This window comes from Streptomyces sp. NPDC048696 (assembly GCF_043198895.1).
Classification (GTDB): Bacteria; Actinomycetota; Actinomycetes; order Streptomycetales; family Streptomycetaceae; genus Streptomyces.
The window spans coordinates 21,442-38,966 of sequence record NZ_JBICVJ010000009.1; the positions used below are offsets into that span (position 1 = coordinate 21,442).

Consider the following 17,525-nt stretch of genomic DNA (forward strand, 5'->3'; position numbering starts at 1 on the left):
GCGCCTGACTCAGCGGGCGTAGTACTCGACGACGAGCTGCTCGTCGCAGATGACCGGGATTTCCTTGCGGTTCGGGTCACGGTCCAGGCGGAAGGCCAGGGCCTTCAGGTTCACCTGGAGGTAGCGCGGGGTCTCGCCCTCGCCGGCGTAGCCACCCTCGCGGGCAACCTGGAAGGGGTGCTTCGCACGGCTGCGCTCGCGGACGGTGATGACGTCGTCCGGACGGACACGGAACGACGGCTTGTCGACCTTGCCACCGTTGACCTCGATGTGGCCGTGGACGACCATCTGGCGGGCCTGGTAGATGGTCCGGGCGATGCCCGAACGCAGGACCAGGGCGTCGAGGCGACGCTCAAGCTCGACGACCAGCGCCTCGCCCGTCTTGCCCTCGGCCTTCTTGGCGCGGTCGTAGGCACGCGCCATCTGACGCTCAGAGATGTCGTACTGGGCGCGCAGACGCTGCTTCTCCAGCAGACGGACCTTGTAGTCCGAGTTCTGCTTGCGGCCACGGCCGTGCTCGCCCGGCGGGTACGGACGGGCCTCGAAGTACTTGACGGCCTTCGGCGTCAGCGCGATGCCGAGCGCACGAGACTTCTTGACCTTGGGACGCGACTGGTTAGGCACGTTCTCCAAACCTCCATGGTTGGGTTAGGTTAGGCTCACCTTACTCAAGGAGATCGTATGTCTCGTCCGGGGAACACCAGTCACATCACGGACAGCACGAAGAAGGCCGAACCCGCAGAAGGGGTCGGCTCCACCGACCCGCACAAGGGGGCCGGTACCGGTGCGCAGCATGCCACCGGTCACGTGACGGAGGTCCGATCAGATCGTGGTCAGCCGCGTCCCAGCGGACTTGATATCGCGCGGATGCCGTCAGCAGCCGAGCGCACACGAACTCTCGTACATAGTACCTGCTCGTCGGTGCTGCTCATCACCGGCCTCGACGGCGCCCGTCCGGACCAGCTGGAGCCGAGGCTGCGCAATGTGGGCCCGGACGGCGATCTGTTCCTGCTCTTCCCCGCCGACTCGCCCGCCGTACGCGCCGCCACCCACGCCCACGACGACGAGCTCCCGGCCGTCCTGGAGCTCACCGACGTGGCGCCGGTCGCCGTCCCCCACCGCATCCGCGGCCGCGCCTGGATCACCGGCTGGCTCACCCGGGTCCCGGGCCTGGCCCCGCCCGGCAGCATGACGCTCCGGCTGGAGGTGAACGAGGCGTACGTGGACGACCTGTGGGGCGCGACATCGGTGGCGCCCGAGGAGTTCACCGCCGCCGAGCCCGATCCGCTGGCGTCCCACGAGAGCGAGCTCCTGCAACACCTGCACGCCTCCCACGGGGAACAGGTGCGGTCGCTGTGCGGCCTGGTGCGGCAGGGCCCGGAGGAGATGAAATCGGTCACGCCGCTGGCGCTCGACCGGTTCGGGCTGCGCGTGCGCTTCCAGGACCGCGCCGGGCGCTGCTTCGACGCGCGCTTCGAGTTCCCGGAGCCGGTGACGGACCTCACGGGGCTGCGGCGCGCGATGCGGCGGCTGTTCGAGGCGGCGGAGGGCTGAGGGCACGGCGACCGGGGCGGGCGCGGGGCGCCGTCGGCCGGGCCACCCGCCCGCGCCCCTGCTCCCGGACGGCTACTCGCCCCGCCCCAGCCGCTCCCTGACCTTCTCCACCACGTCCGCGTACCGCGCCTCCGCGCCGTACCGCGTCGGCTCGTAGTAGCGCTTGTCGGCCACCGCGTCGGGGGCGTACTGCTGGGCCGCGATCGCGCCGGGCACGTCGTGCGGGTACACATACCCCTGGGCGTGGCCGAGCTTGGCCGCGCCCTTGTAGTGGCCGTCGCGCAGATGCGGCGGAACGGGGCCGGCCAGGCCCGCCCGGACGTCCGCCATCGCCGCGAAGATCGCGTTCGTCGCCGCGTTCGACTTCGGGGCGAGGGCGAGCGCGATGGTGGCGTGGCTGAGGGTGAGGGCCGCCTCGGGGAAGCCGATCAGCGCGACCGCCTGGGCGGCGGCGACCGCCGTGGGCAGCGCCGTGGGGTCGGCGAGGCCGATGTCCTCGCTGGCCGAGATCATCAGGCGGCGGGCGATGAACCGGGGGTCCTCGCCCGCCTCGATCATCCGCGCCAGATAGTGCAGCGCCGCGTCCACGTCCGAGCCCCGGATGGACTTGATCAGGGCGCTCGCCACGTCGTAGTGCTGGTCGCCGTCCTTGTCGTACTTCACCGCCGCCCGGTCGACGGTCTCCTCGACCGTCTGGAGCGTGACCTCCGGCTCGCCCTTGGCGAGCGCCGAACCCGCCGCCGCCTCCAGGGCGGTGAGCGCGCGGCGCGCGTCGCCGCCCGCGATGCGCAGCAGATGCGCCTCGGCGTCCTCGGGGAGCGTCACCGCGCCGCCGAGCCCGCGCTCCTCGGTGACCGCCCGGCGCAGCAGATCGCGCAGGTCGCCGTCGGTGAGCGGTTCGAGGGTGAGCAGCAGGGAACGTGAGAGCAGTGGGGAGATCACCGAGAAGTACGGGTTCTCCGTGGTCGCCGCGATCAGGGTGACCCAGCGGTTCTCCACGGCCGGCAGCAGTGAGTCCTGCTGGGCCTTGGAGAAGCGGTGGATCTCGTCGAGGAAGAGGACGGTCTCCTTGCCGAAGCCGCCGATCGCCCGGCGGGCGCCGTCGATGACGGCCCGCACTTCCTTCACGCCCGCGGTGATCGCGGAGAGCTCGACGAAGCGCTTGTTGGTCGCCTTCGACACCACGTACGCGAGCGTCGTCTTGCCGATGCCGGGCGGGCCCCAGAGGATCACGGACGAGGGTCCGGCGGGACCGCCGCTCCCCTCCCCCACCAGGCGCCGCAGCGGCGAGCCGGGCTTGAGCAGATGCTGCTGCCCGACCACCTCGTCGAGGGTGCGCGGGCGCATCCGGACGGCCAGGGGACTTCCTGCCGGGTCTTTCTCCTGGCGGTCCTCTGCGGCTGCGGTGAACAGGTCGGGCTCCACGTCAAGAACCCTATGCCACGCCGCTGACAACGCGGTCAGTGCCGGGAAAACACCTGGTCAGAAGGGTCGTACGGGGCCGGTCAGCTGGTCCAGAAGTCCCACCAGCGGGTCAGGATCAGCATCCCGATGATCCCGACGTGCAGCACCGGCAGCACCCAGGTGAACTCGCCGAAGAAGCTCTTCAGCCAGTTCGGCGCGGGCAGGAAGCCGTGGCGGACGTTGAACGACGTGATGTACCAGAACATGACGATGGTGGCGACCCACGCCAGGCAGCACCACAGGCACAGCGAGTTGATCCGGTACAGCGACTGGAACTGCAGCCAGGAGCAGAATCCGACGCCGAAGAGCGTGCCCGCGTTGAAGGTGAGCCAGTACCAGCGCGGGAAGCGGGCCCGGGTGAGCAGGCTGATACCGACGCAGATCACGATGCCGTACGCCACCAGACCCAGCATCGGGTTGGGGAACCCGAAGGCCGACGCCTGGTCGCTCTTCATGATGTTGCCGCAGGACACGACCGGGTTGAGGCTGCACCCCGGCGTGAAGTTCGGGTTTTCGAGCAGCTTGAACTTGTCGATCGTGATGACCCAGGCCGCGAGCAGTCCGGCGGCCCCGGTGATCACCAGGAGCCAGGCGAACGCGCGGCTCCCGCCGACGCCGCGCGGGCCGTCCGCCCCGTCGGGACCGGAGGAGACACTGTCCTTGGCTGTCGTCGTCTTGCTCATCACGCCGATCCGTCAGTCGAGTCGTGGGCCACAAGGGGCCTGCGGGCAGGCTCATTGTGCCGTACACGCGCCGGTGCCCACCGTTCGTTCGGCATAAGGGCGTACCCGCGGGACCGGAGTTGACGGCTCAGGAGAGCGCGGGACGGGCCGGACAGCCGTCGCTGTCCGGCCCGTTGATCACGCGAGCCGTTCGCGCATCGCGTCGACGACGTTCTCCAGGGGCACGGCCGTCTGATCGCCGGACTCCATGTCCTTGAGCTGGACGACGCCTTCGGCGAGGTCGCGGTCGCCCGCGACGAGCGTGTACCGGGCACCGCTGCGATTGGCCGACTTCATGGCGGACTTGACGCCCTTGCCGCCGAAGGCGAAGTCGGTCGCGATCCCCGCCTTGCGCAGCCGGGACACCACGCCGAACAGGACTCGCTTGGCCTCCTCGCCGAGCGGCACGGCGAACACGCTGGTCGCGGAGGGGATGTCGAGCGTGACGCCCTCGGCCTCAAGGGCCAGCACCGTACGGTCGACGCCGAGCGCCCAGCCCACCGACGGCAGCGCGGGGCCGCCGATCATCTCGGAGAGGCCGTCGTAGCGGCCGCCGCCGCCGACCGCCGACTGCGAGCCCAGACCGTCGTGGACGAACTCGAAGGTCGTCCGCGTGTAGTAGTCGAGGCCGCGCACCAGCTTCGGGTCGTCCTCGTAGGCGACGCCCTCGGCGTTCAGGAGGTCGCGGACCTCCTCGTGGTACGCCTTGCAGCCGTCGCACAGGTAGTCGCGCAGCAGCGGCGCGCCCACCAGCTGCTTCTGCACCGCGTCCCGCTTGTCGTCGAGGACGCGCAGCGGGTTGATCTCGGCGCGGCGCAGGGTGTCCTCGTCGAGGTCGAGGCCGCGCAGGAAGTCCTGGAGGGCGGCCCGGTAGACGGGACGGCACTCCTGGTCGCCCAGCGAGTTCAGCAGGATGCGGAAGTCACGCAGGCCGAGCGAGCGGTACGCGTCGTTGGCCAGGATGATCAGCTCGGCGTCGAGCGCCGGGTCCTCGGCGCCGATCGCCTCGGCACCGACCTGCGAGAAGTGGCGGTAACGGCCCTTCTGCGGGCGCTCGTAGCGGTAGTACGAGCCCGAGTACCAGAGCTTGACCGGCAGGTTGCCCGCCTTGTGCAGGTTGGCCTCCAGGGCCGCGCGCAGCACGGAGGCGGTGCCCTCGGGGCGCAGGGCGAGGCGGTCGCCGCCCTTGGTCTCGAAGGCGTACATCTCCTTGCTCACGATGTCGGTCGACTCGCCGACACCGCGCGCGAAGAGCTCGACGTTCTCGAAGCCCGGGGTCTCGATGTAGCCGTAGCCCGACCGCTTCAGGGGCGCCGCGATGGCCTCGCGCACCGCGAGGAAACGGGCCGAGTCGGGCGGCAGCAGGTCGTAGGTGCCCTTGGGGGCCTGGAAGGTACTCATGGGGAAGCTTCTCGTCACATTCCTCGTCGGGGAGAGGCGATGCCCTCTCCCGGGGCGGCGGCCACCTGCCGCAGATACGGGTTGGTGGCGCGCTCGTGGCCGATGGTCGTCTGGGAGCCGTGGCCGGACAGCACCACGGTCGAGTCGTCGAGCGGCAGGCACACACGGGCCAGCGACTCAAGCATCTCGACGTGGCTGCCGCCGGGGAAGTCGGTGCGTCCGATGGAGCCGGCGAAGAGCAGGTCGCCCGAGAACAGGATCGGAGGAATGTCCTCCGCCTCGGGCAGCCCGAACGTCACCGACCCCTTGGTATGGCCGGGCGCATGCGACACGGTCAGCTCCAGGCCGGCGAGCGGGAGCTTGGCACCGTCGGTCAGCTCCTTGACGTCGTCCGGCTCGCCGATGGTCAGCTCGCCCATCAGCTGGGCGCCGATGGACCGCCCCAGCGCCTTCTCCGGGTCGCTCATCATGAAGCGGTCGGCGGGATGGATCCACGCCGGCACGTCATGGGCTCCGCACACCGGGACGACCGAGGCGACATGGTCGATGTGGCCGTGGGTGAGGACGACGGCGACGGGCTTCAGCCGGTGCTTCCTCAGCGTTTCCTCGACGCCCTGGGCCGCCTGGTGGCCCGGGTCGATGATCACGCACTCCTCGCCCGCGGCGGGGGCGACCAGGTAGCAGTTGGTCCCCCAGGCCCCGGCGGGGAACCCGGCAATGAGCACGATCGTCCTCAGTTTCTCGTACGACGGGTGATTGCGGCTGTTCAGAGCCTACCGGCGCTGCTCCCGTCACAGCGAACCCATATACGGTACGGGCACAGTCCGCGCGTACACGATTCCGTACCCCCTAGACCGCACAAGGAGACCACCGGTGGTCAGCAGCGATCAGCGCCGGCGCCAGCTCGCCCGGGAGAAGTTCGAGCGTCAGCAGCAGCGCCGCGAGGCGGCCCGGCGCAAGGCGAAGCGACGTAACACGATCATCGCGGCGACCCTCGCGGTGGTCGTCGCGGCGGGCGGGGTGGCCTTCGCCTCGGGCGCCTTCTCCAGCGACGACAAGAAGTCGGACGCGGCGGCGCCCTCCGACGCCCCGACGCCCTCGGCGAGCAAGGAGTCCGCGCCGGAGCCGAAAATGGCGATCGACCAGAAGGCCGGGTACACGATGGCGCTGAAGACCAGCGCCGGTGACATCGCCTTCACGATGGACGCGGCGAAGACGCCGCACACCGTCAACTCGTTCAAGTCCCTCGCCGACAAGGGCTACTTCACCAACACGAAGTGTCACCGCCTCACCACCCAGGGCATTTACGTGCTCCAGTGCGGCGACCCGAAGGGCGACGGCACCGGCGGCCCCGGCTACACGATCCCGGACGAGAACCTGACGGGCCTCGGCAAGGCGGGCGCGGACGGCATGGTGACCTACCCGGCGGGCACGGTCGCCATGGCCAACACCGGCCAGCCGCACTCCGGCGGCAGCCAGTTCTTCCTCGTCTACAAGGACAGCAAACTCCCGCCCAGCTACACGCCGTTCGGCAAGATCGACGCGGCCGGGCTGAAGGTCGTGGAGGACGTGGCGAAGGCCGGGGTCGCGGGCGGCGCCGGGGACGGCGCTCCGAAGACGGCGGTCACCATCACCAAGGCCACCGTCAACAAGGACTGACCCGCGGAATTCGGCCGCGCTGAGTGCGGACAGCCGGGCGGCAAGTCGCCTAGATTGGCGTTGTGCAGCGCGGTGACAAACGCGTTGTGGAGGGCGGGCGAGGCCCGTCCCGGAAACTGTGGACGATGCCACGAGGGCCGAACCCCTCGCGTCGGCATCATGTGGAGGAGGCGCTGTGAGCAGCGACCCGTGGGGCCGCGTCGACGAGACGGGCACCGTGTATGTGCGTACAGCCGAGGGCGAAGTCGTCGTCGGATCGTGGCAGGCGGGGACTCCCGAGGAGGCCCTGGCCTACTTCGAGCGCAAATACGAGGGCCTGGTTGTCGAGATCGGCCTCCTCGAACGGCGGGTGAAGACCACCGACCTGTCGGCGAAGGACGCGCAGACCGCGATCGACCACCTGCGCACGCAGGTGGACGAGCATCACGCGGTCGGCGACCTCGAAGCGCTGCGGGGGCGGCTCGACAAGCTCGTCGAGACCGTGGAGTCGCGGCGCGAGGAGCGCAAGGTCCAGAAGGCCAAGCAGACCGACGAGGCCAAGCACGCCAAGGAGGCGCTGGTCGCCGAGGCCGAGGAGCTGGCGCAGAGCGAGCAGTGGCGCTCGGCGGGCGAGCGGCTGCGGGCGCTCGTGGACACCTGGAAGGGCCTGCCCCGGCTCGACCGGAAGTCCGACGACGAGCTGTGGCACCGCTTCTCGCACGCGCGCTCGGCGTTCTCCAAGCGCCGCAAGGCGCACTTCGCGTCGCTCGACGCGCAGCGCGAGGACGCCCGCAAGCTCAAGGAGAAGCTGGTCGTCGAGGCCGAGGCGCTGTCGTCGTCGACGGACTGGGCCACCACGGCCGCCCGCTACCGCGAGCTGATGGCGGACTGGAAGGCGGCGGGCCGCGCCCAGCGCGAGGCCGAGGACGAGCTGTGGAACCGCTTCCGCGGCGCCCAGGACGTCTTCTTCGCCGCGCGCGGCGAGGTCTTCGCGGAGCGTGACGCCGAGCAGAGCGAGAACCTGAAGCTCAAGGAGGAGCTGGCCGTCGAGGCCGAGAAGCTCGTCCCGGTGACCGATCTGAAGGCGGCTCGCGCCACCTTCCGGGGCATCAACGAGCGCTGGGAGGCCATCGGCCACGTACCGCGTGACGCGCGTCCGAAGGTCGAGGGCCGGATGCACGCCGTGGAGCGGGCGCTGCAGGAGGCCGAGGAGTCGGAGTGGCGCCGCACCAACCCGGAGGCACGCGCGCGTGCCGCGGGTCTGACGGGCCAGCTCCAGTCGGCGGTCGACAAGCTGCGCGGCCAGATCGACGCGGCGCGCGCGGCGGGCAACAACGCCCGGGCCGACAAGCTCGCCAAGGAGCTTGAGGGCCGCCAGGCGCTGCTCGACCAGGCGCTGAAGGGCCTGGAGGAGTTCGGCGGCTGACGCCGTTCCCGACGGTGTACGCAGGAGGGCCCGGCCGTGATGTCACGGCCGGGCCCTCGGCGTCTCCCGCCCCGGGCGCCCTGGTCGCCGTCGGCCTCACTGGGCGGCCGGGCCCGCGCCTCGGCTCCCCCGCTCCAGGGTGTCGAGCGCGTGCCGCAGCACATCGCACGCCTGGCTGTGGTTGCCGGCCGACTGCAACAGCTCGGCCAGGCGGCGGCAGACCGTGAGGGCCTCGGGGCCGAACCGCTTGTGGGTGAGCTGGAAGGCGCCTTCCAGGACCTCGATCGCCTGGTCGTCCTGGCCCGACTCGGTGAGCAGTTCGGCCAGTTCCAGATGGACGGTGACGCCGTCGCCCTCCGCGTCCGGCACCCGGTTCCGCAGGATCATCCGCAGCACCGGCAGCGCGTCCCTACCGCGCCCCTCCGCTCTGAGCAGCCGGGCCAGCTGGAGCCCCGAGGAGATCATCGCCGCCTCGACCTCGGCGTCGATCACCGGCCCCGCCGGGACGCCCGGGGAGGCCTTGGCGCGGTTGCGCACCAGCGGCAGGCGCCCCACGTCGTTCTCCTGGCTGCGCTGCGGGCGCGGCCGGTTGCGGGCGCCGAGCCGGGCGTCGACGGCCCGGTAGAGGGTCTCCAGATCCAGGGTCTCCGGCGCGTCCGGCAGCCCCTGGCTCAGGACGTGCAGCAGCTCCCCGGTGAAGGCGGTGTGCCGCTCCCCGTCCGGGGCGAGCGCCACATGGTCCTTCGGGGAGGCGGTGAGGACGTACGCGCCCTGGATCCCGGCCTGTGCGGCGAGCGCGTTGGGGCTGCTGAGGGTGCGGGCCGCGCGTCCGCTGAAGCAGCAGTCCAGCACGACGATCTTGCGCCGGGCCGGGGAGGCGAGGATCGCGGAGCGCAGATGGCGGTACTCGACCGCCGTGTACCCGGCGCCCTCGCGCGAGCCGGTCAGGGCCACGTACAGATCCGCCGACTCGGAGTCCCGCAGACCATGGCCGCAGTAGTAGACGAGCAGCGTGTCCCGCGCCCGCTCGCCGGCCGCGTACACCGGGTCGAGGAGGGCGGCCGGGGTCTCCGGCTCGGCCACCGTCAGGGTGTGCGCCTGGGGCAGCCCCCAGACCGTGGAGTCGCGCAGGACCTCCGCAAGGTCCGCGAGGTTGGACTCCACGGCGGGCAGCTGCGGCAGGTGCGCGTATCCGGCGGTGCCGATCAGTACGGCGGCCGACGCCGAGGGGTCAGGCAGATCCGCCGTCACCGGAGTGCTCCTCACCCGCCAGCAGTGCGGTGATCCGCGCGATCGTGGCCGGGTCGGCCCCGTCGATCTCGATCTCCACCGCGCCCCTGCGCACGAGGACGCGCGGGGAGGCGCGGCGGGCGGTGCGCCACTGGTCGACGGCGAGCGCCAGCTGGCCCGCCGAGAGCCCGCCGCTCACCACCAGCGACATGACGTCGAGCAGGGTGCCCATGTGCTCGGGGTCGGCGGGCGCCGAGCTGCCGAGCGTGCCGTGCACGGCGTGGCCCACCGCCTCGTCCACGTGCAGCCACCGCAGCAGTGAACGCAGCTCCGCCTCGGGGTCGGCGGCGCCGCTCACCCGGATCTCGATCTTCGACACCGGTTCCTCGGTTCCCTTCAACGATCGGTCTTTCGCAGTGCGCGAGCCGCGTCATTCGCGCTCGCGTGCGGCGAGCACGGGTGTCACCGCCGCGGACACCTCCGCGAACTTGGCCACCGCCTCGGGGCCCGCGCCGAGCCGGGCCAGGCACACGCCCTGCCAGTACACGCAGGTCAGCGTGGTGGGGTGAGCGGGGCCGAGGGAGACGCGGCTGACGTCCGCCACCGTGCTCAGCAAGCCGATGGCCTCCTCCAGCGAGCCGCGCAGCACCAGGTTGACGGCCTCGCGCTGGCGGGCCTCGGCGACGGACGGGGTCATCGCGCGCAGGATCTGGTTCCTGGTGGCACCGCTGAGCGCCAGCACCGAGGTGGCGGGGCGCCCGTCCGGGACGGCCGCGGGCTGCGGGGACTGCGGGAAGCCCACCCCGGTGCGCTCGGCGCGGTCGTGGAAGCCGCCGGTGCCCTGGGGCTCGGGGGGCAGCCAGGAGGGGGCGCCCTGGGACGCGGGCGGTCCGATGGTGGGGGCCTGCGACGCGGGCGGCCCGAAGTCTTGTACGGCCCACCTGCGCAGGTATTCGGTGACCGCTTCGTCGATCAGCTCGGCCGCGTTCGGCGGGCAGCGCAGCCGCTCCTGGGTCTGCGCCGCGGTGGGCCGCGCGGCCGGGTCCTTGGCCATCAGGTCGGCGACCAGGTCGGCGAGGTCGTCCGGGATGCCCGGCATCCCCTTCAGCGGGGGCGGCGTCTCCTGGAGGATCTTGTAGAGGACCGCCACCACCGACTCACCGCCGAGGGGTTGGGTACCGGACAGCATCTCGTACAGGCAGACGCCGAGGGCGTACAGGTCCGTGTACGTCCCGGGGTTGTCGCCGCGCACGGCTTCCGGCGCCAGGTACGCGGGCGTGCCCACCACCATCCCCGTGACGGTCTGCCGGGAGGTGTTGTCGAGCAGGTGGGCGATGCCGAAGTCCTGGAGGACGACGCGGCCGGTGCGGGTGAGGTGCACATTGCCGGGCTTGACGTCCCGGTGCAGGATGCCCGCCTCGTGCACGGCGCCGAGTCCCGCGCACATCCCGCTGGCGATGGCTCGTACGAGCGCGTGCGGCAGCCGGGTCTCCGCGTCGATCAGGGCGCGCAGGTCCACGCCCTCCAGGAGCTCCATGACGAGGAAGGGCGCGTCGCCGTGGAGGCCCACGTCGTGGACGACGACCGTGTTGGGGTGGGCGATCCGGGCCAGGGCGCGCGCCTCGCGGTCGAAGCGGACACGCATCTCGGAACCGGCGAGGTCGGACTTGATCATCTTCACGGCCACGCGCCGCCCGAGCGCGGTGTCCATGGCCTCGTACACCTCGCCCATGCCGCCGGAGCCCAGCTGTGTGAGCAGCTCGTACCGCTGGTCGATCACGGTCGGCCCGGCCATCGCACCCCCCCTGTGCCCGAGTCCCCCGATCATCACCCTCAACTCCCATGCTCAGCAAGGGGATCGGGCAAGTCGGGGGGCCCGGAAGGGAGTTACGGCCTGCGTGCCGAGGTCACCCGGTACACGTCGTACACGCCCTCCACTCCCCGCACGGCCTTCAGGACGTGCCCGAGGTGCTTGGGGTCGCCCATCTCGAAGGTGAAGCGCGAGGTGGCCACCCGGTCGCGGGACGTCTGGACGGCCGCCGACAGGATGTTGACGTGCTGGTCGGACAGGACGCGGGTGACGTCCGACAGGAGCCGGGAGCGGTCCAGGGCCTCGACCTGGATGGCGACCAGGAAGACCGAGGACTGGGTGGGTGCCCACTCGACCTCCAGGATCCGCTCCGGCTGCTGGGAGAGCGAGTCCACGTTGACGCAGTCCGCGCGGTGCACCGAGACACCGCTGCCGCGGGTCACGAAGCCGATGATCGGGTCGCCGGGGACGGGCGTACAGCAGCGGGCCAGCTTGACCCACACGTCCTCGACGCCCTTGACCACCACGCCCGGGTCGGCGTTGGCGCGGCGCTTGCTGCGGCCGCGCGAGGGCGGCGCCGACTCGGCGATGTCCTCGTTGGCGGCCTCCTCGCCGCCGAGCGCCTGCACCAGCTTCTGCACGACGCCCTGGGCCGCCACATGGCCCTCGCCGATCGCCGCGTAAAGCGACGAGATGTCGGGGTAGCGCATCTCGTGGGCGAGGGTGACCAGGGAGTCGCCGGTGAGGATGCGCTGGATCGGCAGGTTCTGCTTGCGCATGGCGCGCGCGATGGCGTCCTTGCCCTGCTCGATCGCCTCGTCGCGGCGCTCCTTGGAGAACCAGCCGCGGATCTTGTTGCGGGCGCGCGGCGACTTGACGAAGCCCAGCCAGTCGCGCGAGGGTCCGGCGCCGGCCGCCTTGGAGGTGAAGACCTCCACCAAGTCGCCGTTGTCCAGGGTGGATTCGAGCGGCACGAGCCGCCCGTTGACCCGTGCGCCTATGGTGCGGTGGCCGACCTCGGTGTGCACCGCGTACGCGAAGTCCACCGGCGTCGCGCCCGCCGGGAGCGCTATGACGTCGCCCTTCGGGGTGAAGACGAAGACCTCGTTGCGGGACAGGTCGAAGCGCAGGGACTCCAGGAACTCGCTGGGGTCCTCGGTCTCCTTCTGCCAGTCGAGCAACTGGCGCAGCCACGCCATGTCGTTGATGTGGTCGTCCTTGCCGGCCTTCTTCGGCACGTCGGTACGCACCTTGGAGGCACCGGCGACGGCCTCCTGCTTGTACTTCCAGTGCGCGGCGATGCCGTACTCGGCGCGGCGGTGCATGTCGAACGTACGGATCTGGAGCTCGACGGGCTTGCCGTTCGGCCCGATGACCGTCGTGTGCAGCGACTGGTACATGTTGAACTTGGGCATCGCGATGTAGTCCTTGAACCGGCCGGGGACCGGGTTCCACCGCGCGTGCACCGTGCCGAGCGCCGCGTAGCAGTCGCGGACGGTGTCGACCAGGACACGGATGCCCACCAGGTCGTAGATCTCCGCGAAGTCACGGCCGCGGACGATCATCTTCTGGTAGACGCTGTAGTAGTGCTTCGGGCGTCCGGTGACGGTCGCCTTGATGCGGGCGGCGCGCAGGTCGGACTGGACCTCGTCGGTCACTATGGCCAGGTACTCGTCGCGCTTGGGCGCCCGCTCGGCCACCAGCCGTACGATCTCGTCGTACATCTTGGGGTAGAGGATCGCGAAGGCGAGGTCCTCCAGCTCCCACTTGATGGTGTTCATGCCCAGGCGGTGCGCCAGCGGAGCGTAGATCTCCAGCGTCTCGCGGGCCTTCTTCTCCTGCTTCTCCCGCTTGAGGTAGCGCATGGTGCGCATGTTGTGCAGCCGGTCGGCGAGCTTGATGACCAGGACGCGCGGGTCCTTGGCCATGGCCACGACCATCTTGCGGACCGTCTCGGCCTGCGCCGCGTCGCCGAACTGCACCCGGTCGAGCTTGGTGACGCCGTCGACGAGCAGGGCCACCTGGTCGCCGAAGTCACGGCGCAGGGTGTCCAGGCCGTACTCGGTGTCCTCGACGGTGTCGTGCAGCAGCCCCGCCATCAGCGTCGCCGGGTCCATGCCCAGCTCGGCGAGGATCGTGGTGACGGCGAGCGGGTGGGTGATGTACGGGTCGCCGCTCTTGCGCTTCTGGCCGCGGTGCCAGCGCTCGGCGACCTGGTAGGCCTTCTCGACCTGGCGCAGCGTCGCGGTCTCGATCTTGGGGTCGTTGCTGCGCACTATCCGCAGCAGCGGCTCCAGGACCGGGTTGTACGCGGAGGAGCGCTGCACACCGAGCCGGGCGAGGCGGGCGCGGACCCGGTTCGAGGAGCCGCCCGAGCGCGAGACGGAGCCCGCGGGGGGCGTGGGCTTGGGGGCCGGGGCCTTGGCGAGGGGCCGCTGGGGCGCGGCGGGCTTGGGCTCCACCGCGGGCTGCTGGGGCGCGGCGGCGGCCGCCGTGGCCTGCTCGGCCTGCTGGTCGGGCCGCTCGACGGAGAGTGGCTGGGCCTCGTCTGGCAAGAGCGCTCCTCGTGCAGATCCGGGTCCCCCGGTCAGGCCCGGAAAGGCCATGGTATCGATCCCCGCCGACACCTTCGTGCCGAGCGGGTGGGACGGGTCGTACCTGGGAAACACGGGAGGCGGGTGCCGGATTCCTCCGGCACCCGCCTCCGCGTGTTCGCTGCCCTGGTCAGAGCGTGATGAGAGCCTCCAGCGGGGCCCCGCGCAAGGCGGGTTCCAGCCGGTTGCGCCCGGCCAGGAAGCCGAGCTCCATGAGCACCGCGACGCCCGCGACCTCGGCCCCGGCGCGCCGGATGAGCTCCAGGGAGGCCTCGGCGGTGCCGCCGGTGGCCAGCACGTCGTCGATCACCATGACGCGGTCGCCCGCGGCCAGGTCCTCGGCGTGCACCTCGATCTCCGCCGTGCCGTACTCCAGCTCGTACGCCTGCGAGAGCGTCGCTCCGGGGAGCTTGCCCGCCTTGCGCACGGGGATGAAGCCGATGCCGGAGCGGATGGCGACCGGGGCCGCCAGGATGAAGCCGCGCGCCTCCAGGCCGACGATCTTCGTCGCGCCGTGCCGGACGCACAGCTCGGCGAGGGCGTCGGTCAGGGCCGTGAACGCCTCCGGGTCCGCGAGCAGCGGCGTGATGTCCTTGAACAGCACGCCCGGCTTCGGGTAGTCCGGTACGTCACGGATGCGGCTGAGCAGCAGCTCGCGGGTGGAGACCGTCATCGCCGCTTCCCCCGGTTGTTGCGGGAGGGCTGACGGCGCTGCCCGACGACCGCACCGGCGGTCTCGGCCGCGTCATCGGCGTCCTCGTCCGCCCCGGGCACCGCGTCCTGCGGCTCGTCGGCGGACTCGCCCTTGGCGGCGGCCGCCGCCCGCTTGGCGAGCACCCGCTTCTTGAGGGCCTGCATCTGCGGCTCGCGCTCCTTGAGGTCGGCGACGAGCGGCGTGGCGATGAAGATCGACGAGTACGCACCGGCCGCGAGGCCGACGAACAGCGACAGCGAGATGTCGTTCAGCATGCCGGCGCCCAGGACACCGCCACCGATGAACAGCAGGCCCGCCACCGGGAGCAGCGCGACGACCGTGGTGTTGATGGAACGCACCAGGGTGCCGTTGAGGCTCTTGTTCGCCATCTCGCTGTAGGTGAGACGGGTCTGCTTGGTGATGCCCTTGCCGCCCTCCTTGAGACCGTCGAAGACGACGACGGTGTCGTAGAGGGAGTAGCCGAGGATCGTCAGCAGACCGATCACGGTGCCCGGGGTGACCTCGAAGCCGACCAGCGCGTACACACCGACGGTGATCGTGAGGTCGTGGATCAGCGCGACCAGGGCCGCGAGCGCCATGCGCCACTCGAAGGCGATCGCGAGGTAGATCACCACGAGGACCATGAACACGATCAGGCCGGTCCACGCCTTGTTGGCGATCTCGTCGCCCCAGCTGGGGCCGACCAGGTCGGCGTTGATGTCCTCGGCCGGGACCTTGAGGTCCTTGGAGAGCTCGGTCTTGATCTGGTCCGACTTCGCGGTGTCGATGTCGGTGATCTGGATGCGCAGACCCTTGTTGCCGAGCTTCTGGACGATCGCGTCGTGGCCGGAGGCCGACTTGGCGTAGCCCTCCGCCGCGGAGACCGAGACGCTGGTCTTCGGGGTGGTGAAGACGGCACCGCCCTTGAACTCGATGCCCATGACCAGACCCCGCACCGCAAGGCCCAGGATGGCCGTGATGGTGATCAGGATCGAGATTCCGTACCAGATCTTCCGCTTGCCGACGAAGTCGTAGCCGACCTCACCGCGGTAGAGCCGGGCGCCGAGATGACCGAGTCGCGACATCTCACGCCTCCTTCGGGTCGGTGGGGGCGGAGGAGGTGCGGCGCGTGCGGCGCAGCGGCGGCTTGGCGCCGAGCCGCTTGGGGTCCAGACCGGACCACGGGTGGCCGCTCGCGAAGAACTTCTTGCGCGCCAGGAGCGTCATCACCGGCTTGGTGAACAGGAACACCACGACGATGTCGAGCAGGGTGGTCAGGCCGAGCGTGAACGCGAAGCCCTGGACCTTGCCGACGGTCACGATGAACAGCACCGCGGCGGCGAGGAACGACACGAAGTCGGAGACCATGATCGTGCGCCGGGCGCGCGGCCAGGCCCGCTCGACGGCCGGACGCAGCGTGCGGCCCTCGCGGATCTCGTCCCTTATGCGTTCGAAGTAGACGATGAACGAGTCGGCGGTGATACCGATGGCCACGATGGCACCACAGACCGCCGGCAGGTTCAGCGCGAAGCCGATGGCCGGGCCGAGCAGCGACATCAGTACGTACGTGAGGATCGCGGAGACCGCGAGGCTCATGATCGCGACGACCGCGAGGCCGCGGTAGTAGATCACCAGGTAGAGGATGACCAGCGCCAGGCCGATGGCACCGGCGATCAGACCGGCGTGCAGCTGGTCGGCGCCGAGCGCGGCGGTGACGGTGGTGACGCTCTGCTCCACGAAGGAGAGCGGGAGCGCACCGTAGGACAGCACGTTGGCCAGGTCGGTGGCGGAGCGCTGGTTGAAGCTGCCGGAGATCTCGGCGCTGCCGCTCAGCGTCGTGCTGACCGACGGGGCCGAGACGACCTGGCCGTCGAGCGCGATCGCGAACTGGTTCTGCGGCGACTGCTGCTTGGAGAGCTTGCCGGTGATCGTCTGGAACTTCTTCGAGCCCTTGCCCGTGAAGTCCATCTGGACGATCCACATGCCGCGCTGCTGGTCGATGACCGCCTTGGCCTTCTTGACGTCCGTACCGTCGACCTCGGCCGGGCCGAGGATGTACTTGGCGTCACCGGTCTGGCTGCAGGCCACGACCATGTCGGTGGCCTTGGTGCCGAAGGCGGCCTTGCTGCGGGACTCCTTGGTGGAGCAGTCCAGGGTCTCGAACTGCTTCTGGATCTTGGCAGCGGCGGCCTGGTCGGCGGCCGACGGCGGCGGCGTCGCGGAGCCCGGAGGCGGGGTGGCCGGCGGCGTGGTCTTCGGGCTGGGCTTGGCGTCCGCCTTCAGCGCGTCGGTGACGGCGCGGCCCTGGGGCGTCGACTTCGCGCTCGGGGAGGCCTTCGGCGTCGAGGACGACTTGGTCTTGTCGCCGTTCTTGTCCGGGCTCTTGCTCCCCGACGGGCTCGGCGAGGTGCTGGGCGCGGGCGGCTTCGACGCCGTGCCGGCGGCCTCCGTGAGGACGGGCCGGAAGTAGAGCTTGGCGGTGGTGCCGACCTGCTGGCGGGCCTGCTCCGAGTTCGTCCCCTTGGGGATGTTGACGATGATGTTGCTGGAGCCCTGGGTCTGGACCTCGGCCTCGGAGACACCGAGACCATTGACACGGCGGTTCATGATCGAGACCGCGGTGTCCATGTTGGCCTTGTTGATCGCCTTCTCCTGGCCCGGCTCCGCCTTGGCCTTGAGCGTGATGCTCGTGCCGCCGGCGAGGTCGATGCCGAGGCGCGGAGTGTTGTGGCCGGAGGCGAACATGCCGCCCGCGAGGGCCACCATGGCGATCAGGAACAGGACCAGGGTGCGCCCCGGCCTGCCCTGGGCCCCCGCCGGCCTTCGGCCCTTCTTCGGTGCTGCCACCTTGTCGTTTCTCCCTGTCCAACCGCCCCGCGCTCGGGTGTGCGCCTGGGCGGCCACGAAGTGTTGTGGGGACGTCCCCCGTAGAAGTCGTCAGCTTCGCCGAAGCCGCCCGGCGCGGATGTGCGCCGAGCGGTCACCGCGAGTG

15 protein-coding genes are annotated in these 17,525 nt (G+C 70.8%); 3 read left to right on the forward strand and 12 right to left on the reverse strand.

Annotated features, from left to right (window positions below):
- Positions 1 to 9: 9 nt before the first annotated feature.
- Positions 10 to 624 (reverse strand): 30S ribosomal protein S4, encoded by a 615-nt coding sequence (rpsD, locus tag ACGFRG_RS20005; RefSeq protein WP_188271528.1) that lies wholly within the window; start codon positions 622 to 624, stop codon positions 10 to 12.
- Between the two features lie 243 nt (positions 625 to 867).
- On the opposite strand from rpsD, the gene ACGFRG_RS20010 reads away from it, so the two are divergent.
- A complete protein-coding gene (locus ACGFRG_RS20010; protein ID WP_361430318.1) occupies positions 868 to 1,554 on the forward strand; it encodes a DUF2470 domain-containing protein in 687 nt (228 codons plus the stop codon).
- Between the two features lie 72 nt (positions 1,555 to 1,626).
- Here the strand turns inward: ACGFRG_RS20010 and ACGFRG_RS20015 are convergent, their stop codons facing one another.
- The 4 genes from ACGFRG_RS20015 to ACGFRG_RS20030 form a co-directional block, all read right to left on the reverse strand.
- On the reverse strand, positions 1,627 to 2,979 hold the full coding sequence (locus tag ACGFRG_RS20015; protein ID WP_361430230.1) for a replication-associated recombination protein A: 1,353 nt from the start codon (positions 2,977 to 2,979) through the stop codon (positions 1,627 to 1,629).
- An 80-nt stretch (positions 2,980 to 3,059) separates the two neighbouring features.
- On the reverse strand, positions 3,060 to 3,701 hold the full coding sequence (locus ACGFRG_RS20020) for a vitamin K epoxide reductase family protein (RefSeq protein WP_361430231.1): 642 nt from the start codon (positions 3,699 to 3,701) through the stop codon (positions 3,060 to 3,062).
- A gap of 177 nt (positions 3,702 to 3,878) precedes the next feature.
- Positions 3,879 to 5,141, reverse strand: a complete 1,263-nt coding sequence (gene hisS / locus ACGFRG_RS20025; protein WP_361430232.1) for a histidine--tRNA ligase — start codon at positions 5,139 to 5,141, stop codon at positions 3,879 to 3,881.
- A gap of 14 nt (positions 5,142 to 5,155) precedes the next feature.
- Positions 5,156 to 5,866 (reverse strand): MBL fold metallo-hydrolase, encoded by a 711-nt coding sequence (locus tag ACGFRG_RS20030; protein ID WP_361430233.1) that lies wholly within the window; start codon positions 5,864 to 5,866, stop codon positions 5,156 to 5,158.
- A gap of 148 nt (positions 5,867 to 6,014) precedes the next feature.
- Between ACGFRG_RS20030 and ACGFRG_RS20035 the strand changes: the two genes are divergently transcribed.
- Positions 6,015 to 6,800, forward strand: a complete 786-nt coding sequence (locus ACGFRG_RS20035; protein WP_393265652.1) for a peptidylprolyl isomerase — start codon at positions 6,015 to 6,017, stop codon at positions 6,798 to 6,800.
- A 175-nt stretch (positions 6,801 to 6,975) separates the two neighbouring features.
- Positions 6,976 to 8,205 (forward strand): DUF349 domain-containing protein, encoded by a 1,230-nt coding sequence (locus tag ACGFRG_RS20040; protein ID WP_393265655.1) that lies wholly within the window; start codon positions 6,976 to 6,978, stop codon positions 8,203 to 8,205.
- Between the two features lie 96 nt (positions 8,206 to 8,301).
- Here ACGFRG_RS20040 and ACGFRG_RS20045 read toward each other — a convergent pair whose 3' ends face one another.
- From ACGFRG_RS20045 to secD, 7 genes are all read right to left on the reverse strand, one after another.
- Positions 8,302 to 9,456: a caspase family protein gene (locus tag ACGFRG_RS20045; RefSeq protein ID WP_361430237.1), complete on the reverse strand. Its 1,155-nt coding sequence runs from the start codon at positions 9,454 to 9,456 to the stop codon at positions 8,302 to 8,304.
- A complete protein-coding gene (locus ACGFRG_RS20050) occupies positions 9,437 to 9,814 on the reverse strand; it encodes a hypothetical protein (protein ID WP_361430239.1) in 378 nt (125 codons plus the stop codon). Before ACGFRG_RS20050 ends, ACGFRG_RS20045 begins: the two co-directional genes overlap by 20 nt.
- A 51-nt stretch (positions 9,815 to 9,865) precedes the next feature.
- A complete protein-coding gene (locus ACGFRG_RS20055) occupies positions 9,866 to 11,230 on the reverse strand; it encodes a serine/threonine-protein kinase (protein ID WP_393265659.1) in 1,365 nt (454 codons plus the stop codon).
- A gap of 92 nt (positions 11,231 to 11,322) precedes the next feature.
- Complete coding sequence (locus ACGFRG_RS20060) at positions 11,323 to 13,800, reverse strand: bifunctional (p)ppGpp synthetase/guanosine-3',5'-bis(diphosphate) 3'-pyrophosphohydrolase (protein ID WP_361430241.1); 2,478 nt, start codon at positions 13,798 to 13,800, stop codon at positions 11,323 to 11,325.
- A 169-nt stretch (positions 13,801 to 13,969) separates the two neighbouring features.
- Positions 13,970 to 14,512, reverse strand: coding sequence for an adenine phosphoribosyltransferase (locus tag ACGFRG_RS20065; protein WP_361430243.1), 543 nt, complete (start codon positions 14,510 to 14,512; stop codon positions 13,970 to 13,972).
- Entirely contained in the window at positions 14,509 to 15,618 is a 1,110-nt protein-coding gene (gene secF, locus ACGFRG_RS20070; protein WP_361430244.1) for a protein translocase subunit SecF, read from the reverse strand. The genes ACGFRG_RS20065 and secF overlap by 4 nt, the downstream gene beginning before the upstream one ends.
- A gap of 1 nt (position 15,619) precedes the next feature.
- Positions 15,620 to 17,380 (reverse strand): protein translocase subunit SecD, encoded by a 1,761-nt coding sequence (gene secD / locus ACGFRG_RS20075; RefSeq protein ID WP_361430246.1) that lies wholly within the window; start codon positions 17,378 to 17,380, stop codon positions 15,620 to 15,622.
- Between the last annotated feature and the right edge of the window lie 145 nt (positions 17,381 to 17,525).